Raw genomic sequence first — 17,145 nt, 5'->3', positions numbered from 1 at the left:
CCTTAAGTGGGCTGGGCCGCGGCACGACTGCCGCGACGTTGGCGACGGACCATCTCGCCCGCAAGCGCCAGGTAAGCCAGCGCGCCGCGAGATGTCTTGTCGTACGCCAACGCCGGCATGCCGAAGCTGGGCGCCTCAGCCAGTCGAATATTGCGCGGGATAACGGTGTCGTACAGCTGGTCGCCAAAGTGCTCTTTTAGCTGCGCCGAAACATCGTTGATCAGGCTGAGCCGCGGGTCGTACATGGTCCGCAGCAAGCCTTCGATCTTGAGTTGAGGGTTGAGTAACTCACCGATGCGCTTGATGTTATCCACAAGGTCGCTCAAACCTTCGAGCGCGAAATACTCGCACTGCATGGGGATAATGACGCCATCGGCCGCAACCAGCGCATTCAGCGTCAGCATCGAAAGCGATGGAGGGCAGTCGATGAGGATGTAATCGTAATTCTCGCGGATGGGCGCCAGTGCCGAACGCAGACGCGATTCCTTCATCTGCATTTCGAGCAGGACCACCTCGGCAGCCGTCAAATCACGGTTTGCCGGCAGCAGCTGATAGCCCCCGTGTTCGGAAAAGTGCATGGCCTGATTCAGGTCGCATTCGCCAATCAGCAAATCGTAGACCGAATGCTCGAGCGCATGCTTATCCACACCGCTGCCCATGGTGGCATTGCCTTGCGGATCGAGATCGATCAACAGCACCCGACGCTTGGTAGCCACCAGCGAAGCCGCGAGGTTGATGCAGGTTGTGGTCTTACCCACCCCCCCTTTTTGGTTCGCTATCGCGAATACCTTAGCCATTCTTGCGTGTGTTCCCTGTCATGCCGTGCGGCGCAGTATCAGCAGATGCCGTTGACCTTGGCAACCGGGTACGGCCAAGGCTTGCGCGCTTTCCAGATGAATATCTGCGGGCAATGCTACCAGTTCATCCACCGGATGCAGACCCTTCATTGCCAACCAGCGCGTTTCACCGTCGCCCATGTGCCGAGTCCACTGGGTAAAGTCTTCCAGGCTGCTGAAAGCGCGGGAGATAATCCCGTTGAACGGCAGCTCAGGCTGGAATGCTTCGGCACGGCTGTGGATAACTTCAAGATTGGCCAGCGCCAGCTCGAGTTTGACCTGCGTCAGAAACCGAGTCTTTTTGCCATTGCTGTCCAGCACGGTGACTTTCATCTCTGGAAACAGGATGGCCAGCGGGATACCCGGCATCCCGCCGCCACTGCCGACATCCAGCTGACGCTCACCTTCGATGAAACGCACCACGCTCAAGCTGTCCAGCAGATGGCGAGAGACCATCTCATCCGGATCACGAACTGCGGTCAGGTTGTAGGCCTTGTTCCACTTGATCAGCAAGGCCAGATACGCCAGCAACTGACTATGTTGGCTCTCGCTCAAATCGACGCCGAGCTCTCGAGCGCCGAGCGTCAGCTCTTCTGCGTGCTGCGGGGAAACCATCGAACTCAAGCGCTTTGCTCCAACTGACGGCCCGCGCCGCGTTTTTTCAAATGAATCATCAACAGAGAAATCGCCGCCGGGGTAACGCCGGGAATCCGCGAGGCTTGGCCTAGGGTTTCCGGACGAGTTATCCCCAGCTTGCTCTGGATTTCTTTGGACAGACCGGAAATCCCGGTGTAGTCGATGTCAGCAGGGAGTCGAGTATTTTCGCTGGCACGCAGACGAGTGATTTCATCTTGCTGACGGTCGATGTAACCGGCGTACTTGGTCTTGATTTCGACCTGTTCAGCGACCTGCGGGTCAGGCGAGCCGTGGCCGGTCAGCGCAACCAGGCTGGCGTAATCCACTTCGGGGCGGCTCAGCAGATTCAGCAGATTGTATTCGTGGGTCAATGGCGTGCCGAAGTGCGCCGAGACCGCATCGCCCTGCTCGGTACCCGGACGAATCCAGGTGGACTTCAGGCGTTGTTCTTCCAGCTCGATGCCCTCACGCTTGGCACAGAACGCCGCCCAGCGGGCGTCGTCGACCAACCCCAGCGCCCGACCCTGTTCAGTCAGACGCAAGTCCGCGTTGTCTTCGCGCAAAATCAGCCGGTATTCGGCGCGCGAGGTGAACATCCGGTACGGCTCTTGTGTGCCCAGCGTAATCAGGTCATCCACCAGCACGCCGATGTAAGCTTCATCGCGACGCGGACACCAGCTGTCCTTGCCTTGAGCCCTGAGGGCCGCGTTGGCACCGGCGAGCAAACCTTGCGCACCGGCTTCTTCGTAACCGGTCGTACCGTTGATCTGGCCTGCAAAGAACAAACCACCGATAACCTTGGTTTCCAGGCTGTACTTCAGGTCGCGCGGGTCGAAGTAGTCGTACTCGATGGCATAGCCAGGCCGAACAATGTGGGCGTTTTCCATCCCGCGAATAGACCGGACGATCTGGAGCTGTACATCGAACGGCAGCGAGGTCGATATACCGTTTGGATAAAGCTCATGGGTCGTCAAACCTTCCGGTTCGATAAACACCTGATGGCTTTCCTTGTCGGCAAAACGATGGATCTTGTCCTCAATCGACGGGCAATAGCGCGGGCCGACCCCTTCGATCTCCCCGGCAGCAGAATACATCGGCGACCGATCCAGATTGGCCGCAATGATTTCGTGGGTCTGGGAATTGGTGTGAGTAATCCAGCAACTGACCTGGCTCGGGTGTTGAGCCTTTGAGCCCATGAACGACATCACCGGGATCGGCGTATCCCCAGGCTGTTCGGTCATCACCGAGAAATCCACGGATCGGCCATCGATGCGCGGAGGTGTGCCCGTTTTCAGGCGACCCACTCTCAGCGGTAGCTCACGGAGCCTGCGTGCAAGCGCAATGGATGGCGGATCACCGGCGCGACCGCCTGAATAGTTCTGTAGACCAATGTGGATAAGTCCGCCCAGAAAGGTACCCGTGGTGAGAACCACGGAGTCGGCCATAAACCGCAGGCCCATCTGAGTCACTACGCCGCGCACCTGGTCTTGCTCAACGATCAGGTCATCGCATGCCTGCTGGAATACCCAGAGGTTGGGCTGGTTTTCAATAATTTCCCTGACCGCCGCCTTGTACAACACCCGGTCAGCCTGGGCACGCGTTGCCCGGACAGCTGGGCCTTTGCGGCCATTGAGCACGCGGAACTGAATACCACTTTTGTCAGTGGCCGTTGCCATTGCTCCGCCAAGCGCATCGATCTCTTTGACCAGATGACTCTTACCGATGCCACCAATGGCCGGGTTGCAACTCATTTGGCCGAGGGTTTCCACGTTGTGCGTAAGCAGCAGGGTGGTAGCACCCATACGTGCGGACGCCAGTGCTGCCTCGGTACCGGCATGACCGCCGCCGATGACGATCACTTGAAAACGGGAAGGGAAATCCACCACGCACCTCGTGCCTGTTGATTGGGGGGAATAGGAATGGCGGCAAGTATAGGGACTTACCCCCCCTTAAGAAACCCGTTGCGCAAAATCTAACCAGCTGTGGATGAATAGCGGTTATAGAAATTAAAAAGAAAGAAATTTATAAGATCTTTGTTTTTATGTTTATTTCTACTGAGCACCCTTTCTGTGGATAAAGTCATGAGGGCCTTTATCTACGTGCTGTACAGAGAATCAAAACCCTGTGTCCATGTGACCAAGAGACCCTTGGATAACGGGTCTAAGCCTGTGGATTAAATGACCAGTTGTCCACAGGCACGATTATCCTCAGGTCTGATGCCTGTTTATCAACCGAGCTCAGTTGCGGTTATACACAGGGCTTATCCGAGCATTCAGGTGCTGAACGGTTAAATTCGAGGTGCACTTATCCGCCGGCGCGCTGATCGGAAGTCACGAAAAATGGGATGAGTGAATCGATATGAGGCAGGTCCGGAGAGATTGACCTGCCTGGGGATAGGGCGTGGTGCTATTTGCCGATGCAAAAGCTGGAGAAAATCCGCCCCAATAAGTCGTCCGAGTTGAAGGCGCCGGTAATTTCGCCAAGGGACTGCTGGGCTTGGCGCAGGTCCTCGGCAAGTAGCTCACCCGCGCCGGCTAAGGTCAGCTGCGAGCGTCCATGCTCGAGAGAAGCACTTGCCGTGTGCAACGCCTCAAGATGGCGCCGGCGTGCACTGAAGCTTCCCTCGGCTGTTTGCTGATACCCCATGCACGCCTTCAGATGCTCGCGCAAAAGCTCCACACCTTCCCCACCGGCCTTTGCACTCAGGCTGATGGTCACGTGGCCATCGACGCTGGTCACCAGTTCCACTGGTTCGTCGCTCAAGTCCACCTTGTTACGAATCAGGGTGACATGGGCCGGGTCAGGCCGTTGATCGAGGAACTCTGGCCACAGTGCAAAGGGATCGCTGGCCTCGGGCGCCGTTGCATCGACCACCAACAAAATGCGATCTGCCTGGCCAATCGCCTGAAGCGCGCGTTGAACGCCTATCTTTTCCACCTGATCGTCGGTATCACGCAGACCGGCAGTGTCCACAACATGAAGTGGCATCCCGTCAATGTGGATATGTTCACGGAGGACATCCCGGGTTGTGCCGGCAATCTCAGTTACGATCGCCGCTTCTTTACCCGCCAGTGCATTCAGGAGACTGGATTTACCGGCATTGGGCCTGCCGGCGATAACCACATTCATGCCATCCCTGAGTAACGCTCCCTGATTGGCCTCATGCAACACTGTGGATAACTGATTGCGTACGTTATCCAACATGGTCAGCACGTGACCGTCCGCGAGAAAGTCGATTTCCTCCTCTGGAAAGTCGATGGCCGCTTCAACGTAAATGCGCAGGCTGATGAGTTTCTCAGTGAGCTCATGCACTCGCTGGGAAAATGCACCCTGCAGCGACCTCAAGGCGTTACGCGCAGCTTGCGCAGAACTCGCCTCAATGAGGTCCGCGATCGCCTCGGCTTGGGCCAGGTCAAGCTTGTCATTGAGAAATGCGCGTTCGCTGAATTCACCCGGCCGTGCCAGGCGGCACCCCAGCTGCACACAACGCTGCAGCAACATATCCAGAACCACAGGCCCGCCATGCCCCTGAAGCTCGAGCACATCCTCCCCGGTGAACGAGTGAGGTCCTAAAAAATACAGACCAATACCCTCGTCAATCACTTCGCCGCTTTCTCCCTTGAAAGCGCCGTAATGTGCGTAACGAGGCTGTGGCAATTTGCCAAGAATCATCTCGGCGCATTTGCAAGCTTTCGGGCCGGAAATACGGACGATACCCACGCCTCCTCGTCCTGGAGCCGTTGCAATGGCCGCAATGGTTTCTGACAGAACATTCATGGACCGACTCCTGGACAACCGACGGATAGCAAAACGCCCCACTAGGGGGCGTTTTGAATAACTTGTTAACAGGATAGATCAGGCTTCAGCTTTCTTGGCTTTCGCTTCGATGCTGCGGGTGATGTACCACTGCTGGGTAATGGACAAGGTGTTGTTCACAACCCAGTACAGCACCAGACCAGCCGGGAACCACAGGAAGAAGAACGTGAAGATGATTGGCATCAGCTTCATGACCTTGGCCTGCATCGGGTCCGGCGGTGTCGGGTTCAAACGCTGCTGGATGAACATGGTAGCGCCCATGATGATCGGCAGAATAAAGAACGGGTCTTTGATCGACAGGTCGGTTATCCACAGCAGCCACGGCGCCTGGCGCATCTCGACGCTTTCAAGCAGTACCCAGTACAGCGACAGGAACACAGGCATCTGTACCAGAATCGGCAAGCATCCACCCAACGGGTTGATCTTCTCTTTCTTGTACAGCTCCATCATCGACTGAGAAAGCTTCTGACGATCGTCGCCATGCTGCTCTTTCAACGCGGCAAGGCGCGGAGCGACTGCACGCATGCGTGCCATCGACTTGTAACTGGCCGCCGACAGAGGGAAGAAAAGCCCTTTGATCAGCATGGTCAGGAAGATGATCGACCAGCCCCAGTTGCCCACGATGCTGTGGATATGTTGCAGAAGCCAGAAAATAGGCTGGGCAATAAACCACAGAATCCCGTAATCCACCGTCAATTCCAGACCTGGGGACAACTCCTTCAGGACTGCCTGACTCTTCGGCCCGGCGTAAAGCGTTGTAGTGGTCTCGGCTTTTGCGCCCGGTGCGACTGTCAGTGCCGGGCCTGTGAAACCGATGATGTAATTGCCGGCACTGTCCTTACGGGTGGTGACGGTGTTGCTATCAGTTTTGTTCGGAATCCAGGCGGTCACGAAGTAATGCTGCAACCAGGCAACCCAACCACCCTGAACGGTGTCCTTCACCGAACCTTTGTCGATGTCCTTCATGGAAACCTTTTTGTAAGGCTCCGAAGGAGTCCACATCGCAGCCCCCAGATAGGTGGCCGTGCCAGTGGCAGTCGTCGAGGATGGGTCAGCGCTCGAATCACGTTTCAGCTGTGCGAACAGGTTACCGTTCCAAGGCTGGGCGCTCTGGTTGTCAATCACGTAAGAAACGGTCAGGTCATACAGACCGCGTTTGAACGTAAAGCGCTTGATGTAGTTGACGCCGCCGTCGCTGAATTTCAGGTCGACGACCAAGTCGTTCTGACCATCAGTCAACTGGTAGCTTTTCTGCGTAGCCGAGTAGACCGGGCGACCAGTGGCTCGGGCATCAGGGCCGTTTGCGCCAGTCAGACCGCTCTGAGCGAGAAAGATCCGTTCGCCGCCGTTATCGAACAGCTGGAAAGGAATCTCGGGATGATCCTGACGGCGTGGATAAAGTGGCAAACGAAGCTGCACCACGTCGCCGCCGACCGGATCGATTTCCAGATTAAGGACGTCTGTCTTCACCTGGATCAGATCTTTGCTGGTAGCCACCGGCATTTCCGCCGGCGCAGCCACTTCGCCGGTAGCGCTAGGAACGTCTGCATTGGCAGTCGCTGAACCTTGCGGAGCATCAGGAATAGCGGATGTATTGGTGTTGGCAGCAACATTCTGAGTCGGCAAGGCAGCCTGACCATAGTCCTGGTTCCATTTCAGGACACCGACATAGGTCACGATTGCCAGGGCGACGATCAGGATCGTGCGTTTAATATCCATGATTACTCGGCCATCGAAGAGGAACGGGAGGTGGGAGCAGGTGGAACCGGGTCATAACCACCGGGATTCCACGGATGACACCGACCTAAGCGACGTAAGGTCAGCCAGCCACCGCGCACCAGACCATAATTTTCAATGGCCTCGTACGCGTAGCAGGAGCAACTGGGGTAGAAACGACAGTGACTGGCCATCAGAGGACTGATGGCATAGCGGTAAAACTGGATCGGAACGAGCGCCAGTTTACGCATCAGTACTGTCTACCCCCGCAGTTTCGGTTTTAAGTTCGGGATCGGGCCGGCTGCGCGCCAGACGTTTCCAGAGCTTGCCGAAATGCTGAATCAATTCGGGGTTTTCAATATCACCCAAGCCTTTGCGTGCAACGACGACGATATCCCATCCGACCAGGTTGTCCTGGTGAAGGCGAAACGACTCACGCATCAGGCGTTTCAAACGGTTGCGCTCGACGGAGAGCTTCACGCTCTTCTTCCCGATCACCAGCCCTAGACGGGGATGATCAAGGTCGTTGTTGCGCACAAGGAGCAGGAGATTTTTTCCCGGAACCTTGCCGGTGGGGGAGTCAAAGACTGCCTTGAAATGCCGGGGTGTCAGCAAACGCTTTTCCCGACTGAAGTCCTGACTCACCACCTGTGCCGATTAATCAAACTGCCAGACGCTTACGGCCTTTGGCGCGACGACGCGAAAGAACTGCGCGACCGTTTTTGGTGGCCATACGAGCACGGAAACCGTGGGTGCGAGCGCGCTTGATAGTGCTGGGTTGGAAAGTACGTTTCATGGCGTGTTACCTGGTTCGTCCACAACGGGCCGGAATGGCCCCCGTTTTAAGAGACCGGGGATTCTAGAGAAAGCGGGCTCGCAGGTCAATTTCCAACCAATGTTTCTTGCATTTAGTTCCTGGGTCCATTTCGTCGACAGCGATCTATCCGTCGTTACATTCTTGGGACGTAGATATAGAAATAAAGAAGGAAGGTATTTAAAGCTTCTTTGTAAAGCTTATAAAAGCTTAGGGAGAGGATTTCTGTGGATAAACCGCTGCAGACCACGTACTGCTTGATGTACAGAGGGATGAAAGTCTGTCCACAAGCAGTGCCGCAGCTGTGTGACAGCTGGCGACAAGCTGTGCATAGAAAGGTCAGTTATCCACAGCTGCTTTATCCACAGACTTCAACCCATCGTTATGCAGAGAGCTAACCCTCAGTTATCCACAGAGCTTAACTATCCACCGGCTGTCGTCTTTTTAGGCGCTTTTTGCAGGCTTTCGTGCGCTGGGGCTCTACCTTCGTGTGGATAAGTCAGCTACGGGTGGTTACAATGGCCGCTTGTTTTTGCCACGCCGGCTTCAGAATCTAGGGGATATTTGTGTCAGTGGAACTTTGGCAGCAATGCGTTGAGCTTTTGCGCGATGAGCTGCCTGCCCAGCAATTCAACACCTGGATCCGACCTTTACAAGTTGAAGCTGAAGGCGACGAATTGCGCGTGTATGCGCCCAACCGATTTGTGCTGGACTGGGTGAATGAAAAGTACCTGGGTCGATTGCTCGAGTTGCTGGGCGAGCATGGCCTGGGAATTGCGCCGGCGCTGTCCTTATTAATAGGCAGCAAGCGCAGCTCTGCTCCACGCGCCGCTCCGAACGCTCCGCTTGCAGCAGCCGCTGCCGCTTCTCAGGCCGCCGAGTTGGCAGCCACCAGCGAAGCACCGGCTGCAGCACGAGCGCCGCAGTCCGTAGCGACACCTGCTCCGATGATTCAAACCTCATTGAATGTCGAGGATGAGCCTTCCAGGGCGAGCTTCGATCCAATGGCTGGCGCCAGTTCTCAGCAAGCTCCTGCGCGCGCCGAGCAGCGTAATGTTCAGGTTGAGGGAGCGCTGAAGCACACCAGCTATCTGAACAGGACCTTCACGTTCGAGAACTTTGTCGAAGGTAAATCGAACCAACTGGCGCGGGCTGCTGCCTGGCAGGTAGCTGACAATCCCAAGCATGGGTACAACCCACTCTTCCTTTATGGAGGTGTGGGTCTGGGTAAAACCCACTTGATGCATGCTGTGGGTAACCACCTGCTCAAGAAGAATCCTAACGCCAAGGTCGTGTATCTGCACTCCGAGCGATTCGTGGCGGATATGGTCAAGGCGCTACAGCTCAATGCCATTAATGAGTTCAAACGCTTCTATCGCTCCGTCGACGCACTATTGATTGATGACATTCAATTTTTTGCGCGTAAGGAACGTTCTCAGGAAGAGTTTTTCCACACCTTCAACGCCCTTCTCGAAGGCGGTCAGCAGGTTATTCTCACGAGTGACCGCTACCCCAAGGAAATCGAAGGCCTTGAAGAGCGGCTCAAGTCACGCTTCGGCTGGGGTCTGACGGTGGCAGTCGAGCCACCGGAACTTGAAACACGCGTGGCGATTTTGATGAAGAAGGCGGATCAGGCGAAAGTCGATCTGCCTCACGACGCCGCATTTTTTATCGCGCAGCGAATCCGCTCCAATGTGCGTGAGCTTGAGGGTGCGCTGAAGCGCGTCATCGCTCACTCACACTTCATGGGTCGGGACATCACGATCGAGCTGATCCGTGAATCGCTGAAAGATTTGCTCGCGCTGCAGGACAAACTGGTGAGTGTGGATAACATTCAGCGGACTGTTGCTGAGTACTACAAGATAAAGATCTCCGACCTGCTTTCCAAACGCCGCTCCAGGTCTGTTGCGCGACCGCGGCAAGTGGCGATGGCCTTGTCAAAGGAGCTGACCAATCACAGCCTTCCTGAAATCGGCGATGTGTTTGGCGGCCGGGACCACACGACGGTCTTGCACGCGTGCCGGAAGATCAATGAGCTTAAAGAATCCGATGCGGACATCCGCGAGGACTACAAGAACCTGCTGCGGACTTTGACAACGTGATGCCGACGCAGCTTATCAAGGCAAGGGACTAGACCATGCATTTCACCATTCAACGCGAAGCCCTGTTGAAACCCCTGCAACTGGTCGCGGGCGTCGTTGAACGCCGTCAGACCTTGCCGGTTCTGTCGAACGTGCTACTGGTCGTGGAGGGCCAGCAGCTGTCTTTGACTGGTACTGACCTCGAAGTCGAGCTGGTCGGCCGCGTGCAGTTGGAAGAGCCTGCAGAGCCTGGCGAGATCACGGTTCCTGCGCGCAAGCTGATGGACATCTGCAAAAGTATTCCGAATGATGCGCTCATCGACATCAAGCTCGACGAGCAGAAGCTGATCGTCAAAGCGGGCCGCAGCCGTTTCACGCTTTCGACCCTGCCTGCCAACGACTTTCCTACCGTCGAAGAAGGCCCGGGTTCGCTTACATTCAGCCTCGTTCAAAGCAAATTGCGCCGGTTAATCGAGCGCACCAGCTTTGCAATGGCCCAGCAGGACGTTCGCTACTACCTTAACGGTATGCTGCTTGAGGTTCAGTCGGGCATTCTGCGCGCGGTTGCAACCGACGGGCACCGTCTTGCGATGTGCTCCATGGCCGCCGAGATCGAGCAGGCTGACCGTCATCAGGTGATCGTGCCGCGTAAGGGCATCCTGGAATTGGCCCGGTTACTGACCGAGCAAGATGGCCTGGTCAGTATCGTATTGGGTCAACATCACATTCGTGCAACCACGGGTGAGTTCACGTTCACGTCCAAGCTGGTCGACGGTAAATTCCCAGACTATGAGCGAGTACTTCCAAAGGGCGGCGACAAGCTCGTCGTAGGTGATCGTCAGGCATTGCGGGAAGCGTTCAGCCGTACCGCGATTCTCTCGAACGAGAAGTACCGGGGCATTCGCCTACAACTGGCCAACGGTCAGTTGAAGATTCAAGCGAATAACCCCGAGCAGGAAGAGGCCGAGGAAGAAATCAGCGTCGACTACAATGGCAGCTCTCTCGAGATCGGATTCAACGTGAGCTATCTGCTCGACGTACTGGGTGTCATGACCACGGAGCAAGTCCGTCTGATCCTCTCTGATTCCAACAGCAGTGCTTTGGTGCAGGAATCCGGTAATGACGACTCGGCCTATGTCGTTATGCCGATGCGTCTGTAACAGCAGTTGATCAATGTCTCTTAGCCGCGTCTCGGTCACCGGGGTGCGCAATCTGCACCCGGTGACCTTCTCTCCTTCTCCCCGCATCAACATCCTGTATGGCGCTAACGGAAGTGGGAAAACCAGTGTCCTTGAAGCGATTTACCTTCTCGGCTTGGCGCGCTCATTCCGCAGTGTACGGCTGCAGCCGGTCATTCAATATGAGCAACCTGCGTGCACAGTCTTTGGCCAGGTAGAACTCGCCGAAGGCGGCCACAGCAGCCTTGGCATTTCCCGCGATCGCCAGGGAGATTTCCAGATTCGTATCGACGGCCAGAACGCCAAAAGCGCCGCGCAACTTGCCGAAACTCTGCCGCTGCAACTGATCAACCCCGACAGCTTTCGGCTCCTTGAAGGTGCTCCTAAAATTCGTCGTCAGTTCCTGGATTGGGGAGTGTTCCACGTGGAACCTCGTTTCATGTCGACTTGGCAGCGGCTCCAGAAGGCCCTGAGGCAGCGGAACTCGTGGCTTCGGCATGGTACACTTGACGCCGCTTCGCAGGCCGCTTGGGACCGTGAGCTGTGTCTTGCTAGCGATGAAATTGATGAGTTTCGGCGCGCTTATATCAAAGCGTTGAAACCTGTGTTCGAGCAAACCCTGAGTGAGCTTGTTCAGATCGATGGGCTGACGCTTAGTTACTATCGAGGATGGGACAAGGAAAAAAACCTGAGTGACGTGCTGGCATCTTCGCTTTACCGCGATCAGCAGATGGGTCACACGCAAGCGGGACCCCAACGTGCAGATCTACGCCTACGGCTAGGCGGACACAACGCGGCGGATATCCTTTCCCGTGGGCAGCAGAAACTCGTGGTCTGCGCCCTTCGCATTGCGCAGGGACATTTAGTCAGCACGGCCCGTCGTGGCCAATGTATTTACCTCGTCGACGATCTGCCATCGGAGCTCGATGAGAATCACCGCGGTGCGCTATGTCGCCTGCTGGAAGAATTACGCTGCCAGGTATTTATCACCTGCGTAGATCATGAATTGTTGAGGGAAGGCTGGCAGACGGAAACGCCAGTTGCTTTGTTCCACGTGGAACACGGCAATATCACCCAGACCCACGACCACCGGGAGTGAAGGCATGAGCGAAAACCAAACGTACGACTCGACCAGCATCAAAGTGCTGAAAGGGCTCGATGCCGTACGCAAGCGTCCTGGTATGTATATCGGCGACACAGACGATGGCAGCGGCCTCCACCATATGGTGTTTGAGGTTGTAGACAACTCGATCGATGAGGCATTGGCCGGTCACTGTGACGACATCAGCATCATAATTCACCCGGATGAATCGATCACTGTTCGCGATAACGGTCGTGGCATTCCGGTCGATGTGCATAAAGAAGAAGGCGTTTCCGCAGCCGAAGTCATCATGACTGTGTTGCACGCCGGCGGTAAGTTTGACGATAATTCTTACAAAGTATCCGGCGGCCTGCACGGTGTGGGCGTTTCAGTGGTGAACGCGCTGTCTGAGGTGTTGAACCTGACTGTTCGCCGCAGTGGAAAAGTCTGGGAACAGACGTACGTCCACGGTGTTCCACAAGAGCCAATGCAAATCGTTGGTGAAAGCGATACCACGGGGACAGAGATTCACTTCAAGCCCTCCTCTGAAACCTTCAAGAACATTCACTTTAGCTGGGACATTCTCGCCAAGCGCATTCGTGAGCTGTCGTTCCTCAACTCCGGCGTGGGTATCGTTCTTAAGGACGAGCGCAGCGGCAAAGAAGAGCTGTTCAAGTATGAAGGCGGTCTGCGCGCATTCGTCGAGTACCTGAATACCAACAAGACGCCTGTGAATCAGGTCTTCCACTTCAACATCCAGCGTGAAGATGGCATAGGCGTTGAAATTGCCCTGCAGTGGAATGACAGCTTCAACGAGAACCTGTTGTGCTTCACCAACAACATTCCACAGCGCGACGGTGGTACCCACCTCGTCGGCTTCCGCTCTGCGCTGACTCGGAACCTGAACAACTACATTGAGCAGGAAGGTCTGGCCAAGAAGCATAAGGTCGCCACCACCGGTGACGATGCGCGTGAAGGCCTGACAGCGATCATTTCTGTCAAAGTCCCCGACCCTAAGTTCAGCTCCCAAACGAAAGACAAGCTGGTGTCTTCAGAAGTGAAGACTGCGGTTGAGCAGGAGATGGGCAAGTATTTCTCTGACTTCTTGCTCGAGAACCCGAACGAAGCAAAGGCCGTCGTCGGCAAGATGATCGATGCAGCGCGTGCCCGTGAAGCTGCGCGTAAAGCACGTGAAATGACCCGTCGCAAGGGCGCGCTGGATATCGCAGGCCTGCCCGGCAAACTGGCCGACTGCCAGGAAAAGGACCCTGCCCTTTCCGAACTGTACCTGGTGGAAGGTGACTCTGCTGGCGGTTCCGCCAAGCAGGGACGTAACCGTAAGACCCAGGCCATCCTGCCACTCAAGGGCAAGATCCTGAACGTGGAGAAGGCGCGCTTCGACAAGATGATCTCATCTCAGGAAGTGGGCACGTTGATCACGGCGCTGGGCTGCGGTATTGGCCGTGACGAGTACAACATCGAAAAGCTGCGCTACCACAACATCATCATCATGACCGATGCTGACGTCGACGGTTCGCACATCCGTACCCTGTTGCTGACTTTCTTCTTCCGTCAGTTGCCGGAGCTGGTTGAACGCGGTTACATCTACATTGCTCAACCGCCGTTGTACAAGGTGAAGAAAGGCAAGCAAGAGCAGTACATCAAAGACGACGATGCCATGGAAGAGTACATGACTCAGTCGGCCCTTGAAGATGCGAGCCTGCACCTGAACGAATCGGCGCCTGGCATTTCCGGCGCAGCGTTGGAGAAACTGGTTCACGACTTCCGCATGGTCATGAAGACCTTGAAGCGCCTGTCCCGTTTGTACCCGCAAGAGCTGACCGAGCACTTCGTTTATCTGCCGGCTGTGCCAATGGAGCAGTTGTCGGATCATGCGGCCATGCAAGAGTGGCTGGCGAAGTTTGATGAGCGCCTGCGGGTGGGTGAGAAGTCCGGGTTGGTCTACAAGGCCAGCTTGCGTGAAGACCGCGAGCGTAACGTATGGCTGCCAGAGGTCGAGCTGATCTCCCACGGCCTGTCCAACTACGTGACGTTCAACCGCGATTTCTTCGGCAGCAATGACTACAAGACAGTCACTGCACTCGGTGCTCAGATCAGCACGTTGCTGGAAGAAGGCGCTTACGTTCAACGTGGTGAACGCAAGAAAGCGGTTACCGAGTTCAAGGAAGCACTGGCCTGGTTAATGGCAGAGAGCACCAAGCGCCATACCATTCAGCGCTATAAAGGTCTCGGTGAGATGAACCCTGATCAGTTGTGGGAAACCACGATGGACCCAAGCGTGCGACGCATGCTCAAGGTGACGATCGAAGACGCCATCGGCGCTGATCAGATTTTCAACACACTGATGGGTGACGCCGTCGAACCGCGCCGTGACTTCATCGAAGCCAACGCATTGGCAGTGTCGAACCTGGACTTCTAAGGTTCACCCGTAAATAAAACAGCCCCAACGATGTGAATCGATTGGGGCTGTTTTCGTTTAGGCATTCAGCTCACTGTTTTAATCGGACTGATCGGCGCTGGGTTCCGCCCTCTCCTGCTCAACCGTTTGCCCCATTCGATACCGCGCAGTTCAATGAACCGATGGCTGATAGCGGATATACCCACGATGACGATTAACAGACCGATGAGCACGGAGTTGTCAGCTGCTGCATTGTGAAAGGAAAGCAGTGGACCTGGGGCGGCAGCAGCATAAGTCACGATCGTGAAGCCGGTGACTTTCCCTATTAGAAGCATGGCGAGGGTGAAGGCGAAAAGAACCATCGCATGAGTCATGTAGATCGAGTACGACAGCGTGCCCAATTTCTCGAATGGGCTAGCCTTCAGCAACGTCGAGATCACCCCTCCCTCAAAAGAGAAAATCAACATAAGCACGCAGAACACCACCATCAGGATGATCTGCTTATGATCAATGTCACTCACCAGCAAGCTCACTGCCAAACAGATGCCGACAAGTTCCAGGACGGTGTGCAGCCAGCGGGCCATGGTTTTGTTGTGGATAACTTGGTAGAGCTGGTAAGTCATCACACCTGCAAAGAAACAAGACAGCCCCTGCAGTGCGGGCTCCATCAGATAGGCAAGTCCCAGCGACAAGCACACAGTAGCGATCAATGAAGTCATGAGAAATATCGCCGTGGCGAAGCGCGGGGTACACAGGAGTATCCCCGCGAATATCATGTAGATGTAGTACTCGACACTGATGCTCCACGCCGGAAAGTTGAACGACTGGGGGTTGAATCCCGGCCACCAGGATTGCAACAGCAGCAGATTGGGGATGATTTCCTGAGGCGCTCGCTGCCCGGTGAAGCTGGCTTGATTAAACGTTATACCGGCATGCTCGGCGCCCATCTTCACGACCTCCAATGCGATGGCGAACAGGAGCACGAAGACGTGCAGTGGATAGAGCCGGAAGGTGCGAGTAATGAAGAACTGCCTGAACTGATCGGTCGTGGCCAGTCGCTGGCCGTAGGTGTGGACCATGACAAAGCCGCTCAGGACGAAGAAGAAGCTCACCAGGTAATGAGCATTTCTGAAGAACGCCCATTCGCCAAAGCTCAGTGGCATGTGGATGTGATAGACCGCAACGCTGAGTGCACAGATGCCCCTGAATCCGTCCAGCACTTGAAATCTCTTCATCGCGAACTCCCTGTTGAATCCATGCTGAATGCGTTTAGATCCGCCCTCTGGGCGTAGGTCATCATGCGTTACCTTTCCCGGTCGTGTTCCAACGAGTTTTCATGTGGTCCAAGCGACTGCTTAAGCGCTTGGCAAGCTCACGGCGCCGGGCCATGGATGGCCTTTCGATGAAGTGCCAAGAGAATATGGCCGCCAGTAACACCAGTGGGAAGGCGAGCAGCATCAGACTGCCAGGGCCGAGGCCTTTGAACAGGTGGGCAATTACTTCCTGAATCGGGAAGGCATAGATATAAACCCCGTACGAGTAATCGCCCAGCTGGTTGTAACGCTCTATCGCGGGCTGGGTTGCATACCCGAGGTAGAAGATCAGATACGTCCAGGCCAGCACAAAGCACTCGAAGAAATATCCTGTGCGCCACGTGCAGGCGGCTAATACGACAAAAGGCAGGAGGCCGATAAATCGATGCTCGATATGCTGGCGATATCGGTAGAAGGACATGCCCAGCACGAACGGCAAGCTCCACGTGAAGAAAGATTCGGTGCCGTAGAAGTCACTGACCAAAGCGCTGTTCAGCATCAAGGCTTTGAACGAGACGTAAAGGGCGGCATAAGACATGACAAAGCCGGTGAATTTCCGGCCTTCACTGAAGAAGGAGACTGTCCCAAGCGCGCCGACCAGAAGGTAGAGGGCCACCTCATAAAAGAGTGTCCACAGCGAACCGTTGATGCCGGGCCAAGGGTTGTTCTGGAACAGACCAGGCAGCTGAAACTTCATGCTGAACAGCGTCAGGTTGTGGGCGAGATAGCCGTATGTTTCCCCTGACCTGAAATATTCTGACGCACTCAGTGTCGTAAGCAGGGGGCCGATCAGAAATACGCTCAGCAGCAGCACAAGTATCAATCCAGGAAAGATGCGCAGAAACCGGGCGGTGAAAAAATCCATCGTGCTGTCCGCCCGATCGCGGCTAAGCGAAATAAAAAAGCCGGAGATGCAGAAGAACGTAATCACCGCCACGTCACCAAGGGACAGTCCGATCCAGTCAGAGAGCGGCTCAACCGCATCATGCCCAAGTGCAAGAGGGTAACTGTGGGAAATCAATACCGCCGTGGCGGCAAGCAATCTGATCAGGTTGAAGTGGTTGTTTCGTCTGGACGCCAGGTCACCCAACGTATTCATACTGCCTCCGCGCGCGGTCAGGGTCGTACCGGTTCGATCCATTCACCGCTGTGACGCTCACGCCGTCGGGGACGCGCGATACCGAGAGGGTTGGAAATGGTTTTTGAGTTTGAACGATACACTGGGGGCGCTGCACGTCTAATTGGCATCTCCAAT

General features: G+C 55.6%; 14 protein-coding genes. 4 read left to right on the top strand and 10 right to left on the bottom strand.

Features of this window, described 5'->3' with window-relative positions:
• Positions 1 to 2 precede the first annotated feature (2 nt).
• The 8 genes from BBI10_RS08710 to rpmH all read right to left on the bottom strand — a co-directional run bounded on the left by BBI10_RS08710 (position 3) and on the right by rpmH (position 7,800).
• Positions 3 to 797 carry a ParA family protein gene (locus tag BBI10_RS08710; RefSeq protein ID WP_065988051.1) on the bottom strand — a complete coding sequence of 265 codons (795 nt, stop codon included), beginning with the start codon at positions 795 to 797 and terminating at the stop codon, positions 3 to 5.
• 18 nt (positions 798 to 815) lie between these two features.
• Positions 816 to 1,451, bottom strand: coding sequence for a 16S rRNA (guanine(527)-N(7))-methyltransferase RsmG (rsmG, locus tag BBI10_RS08705; protein WP_208600741.1), 636 nt, complete (start codon positions 1,449 to 1,451; stop codon positions 816 to 818).
• 5 nt (positions 1,452 to 1,456) lie between these two features.
• Entirely contained in the window at positions 1,457 to 3,355 is a 1,899-nt protein-coding gene (mnmG, locus tag BBI10_RS08700; RefSeq protein ID WP_065988049.1) for a tRNA uridine-5-carboxymethylaminomethyl(34) synthesis enzyme MnmG, read from the bottom strand.
• 523 nt (positions 3,356 to 3,878) lie between these two features.
• Positions 3,879 to 5,249, bottom strand: a complete 1,371-nt coding sequence (gene mnmE / locus BBI10_RS08695; protein WP_065988048.1) for a tRNA uridine-5-carboxymethylaminomethyl(34) synthesis GTPase MnmE — start codon at positions 5,247 to 5,249, stop codon at positions 3,879 to 3,881.
• A gap of 78 nt (positions 5,250 to 5,327) precedes the next feature.
• Positions 5,328 to 7,007 carry a membrane protein insertase YidC gene (gene yidC / locus BBI10_RS08690; protein WP_065988047.1) on the bottom strand — a complete coding sequence of 560 codons (1,680 nt, stop codon included), beginning with the start codon at positions 7,005 to 7,007 and terminating at the stop codon, positions 5,328 to 5,330.
• 2 nt (positions 7,008 to 7,009) lie between these two features.
• Positions 7,010 to 7,255, bottom strand: coding sequence for a membrane protein insertion efficiency factor YidD (gene yidD / locus BBI10_RS26535; protein WP_074886126.1), 246 nt, complete (start codon positions 7,253 to 7,255; stop codon positions 7,010 to 7,012).
• On the bottom strand, positions 7,248 to 7,649 hold the full coding sequence (rnpA, locus tag BBI10_RS08685) for a ribonuclease P protein component (RefSeq protein ID WP_065988273.1): 402 nt from the start codon (positions 7,647 to 7,649) through the stop codon (positions 7,248 to 7,250). The genes yidD and rnpA overlap by 8 nt, the downstream gene beginning before the upstream one ends.
• A gap of 16 nt (positions 7,650 to 7,665) precedes the next feature.
• Entirely contained in the window at positions 7,666 to 7,800 is a 135-nt protein-coding gene (gene rpmH / locus BBI10_RS26530; RefSeq protein ID WP_002551315.1) for a 50S ribosomal protein L34, read from the bottom strand.
• A gap of 584 nt (positions 7,801 to 8,384) precedes the next feature.
• Between rpmH and dnaA the strand changes: the two genes are divergently transcribed.
• Genes dnaA through gyrB form a run of 4 tightly spaced genes read left to right on the top strand, consistent with a single transcriptional unit; the run spans position 8,385 to position 14,598 of the window.
• Positions 8,385 to 9,920 (top strand): chromosomal replication initiator protein DnaA, encoded by a 1,536-nt coding sequence (dnaA, locus tag BBI10_RS08680; protein WP_065988046.1) that lies wholly within the window; start codon positions 8,385 to 8,387, stop codon positions 9,918 to 9,920.
• A gap of 35 nt (positions 9,921 to 9,955) precedes the next feature.
• Positions 9,956 to 11,059, top strand: coding sequence for a DNA polymerase III subunit beta (gene dnaN / locus BBI10_RS08675; protein WP_065988045.1), 1,104 nt, complete (start codon positions 9,956 to 9,958; stop codon positions 11,057 to 11,059).
• A gap of 13 nt (positions 11,060 to 11,072) precedes the next feature.
• Positions 11,073 to 12,176, top strand: coding sequence for a DNA replication/repair protein RecF (gene recF, locus BBI10_RS08670; protein ID WP_065988043.1), 1,104 nt, complete (start codon positions 11,073 to 11,075; stop codon positions 12,174 to 12,176).
• A gap of 4 nt (positions 12,177 to 12,180) precedes the next feature.
• Positions 12,181 to 14,598 carry a DNA topoisomerase (ATP-hydrolyzing) subunit B gene (gene gyrB / locus BBI10_RS08665; protein ID WP_065988041.1) on the top strand — a complete coding sequence of 806 codons (2,418 nt, stop codon included), beginning with the start codon at positions 12,181 to 12,183 and terminating at the stop codon, positions 14,596 to 14,598.
• Between the two features lie 65 nt (positions 14,599 to 14,663).
• On the opposite strand, the gene BBI10_RS08660 is transcribed toward gyrB, so the two are convergent.
• On the bottom strand, positions 14,664 to 15,812 hold the full coding sequence (locus tag BBI10_RS08660; RefSeq protein WP_065988039.1) for an acyltransferase family protein: 1,149 nt from the start codon (positions 15,810 to 15,812) through the stop codon (positions 14,664 to 14,666).
• A 61-nt stretch (positions 15,813 to 15,873) separates the two neighbouring features.
• Positions 15,874 to 16,989, bottom strand: a complete 1,116-nt coding sequence (locus BBI10_RS08655; RefSeq protein ID WP_065988038.1) for an acyltransferase family protein — start codon at positions 16,987 to 16,989, stop codon at positions 15,874 to 15,876.
• Positions 16,990 to 17,145: the final 156 nt, after the last annotated feature.

This window comes from Pseudomonas graminis, assembly GCF_001705435.1.
In the GTDB taxonomy this organism is placed as follows: Bacteria; Pseudomonadota; Gammaproteobacteria; order Pseudomonadales; family Pseudomonadaceae; genus Aquipseudomonas; species Aquipseudomonas graminis_B.
The sequence above is the reverse complement of the archived record's forward strand: the minus strand, read 5'-3'. Positions and strand labels throughout refer to the sequence as shown.